The organism is Pedobacter sp. ASV12 (genome assembly GCF_016429155.1).
GTDB lineage: Bacteria > Bacteroidota > Bacteroidia > Sphingobacteriales > Sphingobacteriaceae > Pedobacter.
In genome coordinates this window covers 1-456 of record NZ_JAELUC010000296.1, presented here as the reverse complement: position 1 = coordinate 456, position 456 = coordinate 1, and the positions used below count along the sequence as shown (strand labels likewise).

The 456-nt window shown below is 41.9% G+C and carries 1 protein-coding gene; it reads left to right on the top strand.

Annotated elements, in window-relative coordinates; genetic code table 11:
- Window positions 1-456: TonB-dependent receptor domain-containing protein (locus JHD69_RS20380; protein WP_199142153.1), on the top strand; the 456-nt coding region annotated here is incomplete at both ends.

Sequence of the window (456 nt, the reverse complement as noted above, 5' to 3'; positions counted from 1 at the left end):
AAGAGCGCTTTACTCAAAATCTGGCGACTATATTTCTGGTACAGCTTTGGCTGCAGGTTTAGCTCCTTCAAACTTGGCTAACGTTGACTTGGCTTGGGAAAAAGCCACAACTTTAGACGTAGCGATGGAATTCAGCTTGTTTAAAGACCGTGTAAGTGGAACAATCGGTTACTATAACAGAATCAACTCTAATCTATTGTTGGCACAGCCGCTTCCTTTGACTTCTGGTTTCGGATCGATCAACCAAAACGTGGGTAAAATGAGAAACAGAGGTTTCGAGTTTGAGCTTTCGACCATGAACATCAAAACCAAGGATTTTACTTGGAGAACCGATGCCAACATCGCTTTAAACAGAAACAAGATTTTAAACCTGATTGATGGACAAACTTTGCTAGGCGGTAGCTTTGCCATTGCGGTTGGCCGTCCAATCAACTCTATATATACTCTGTCTCTTAT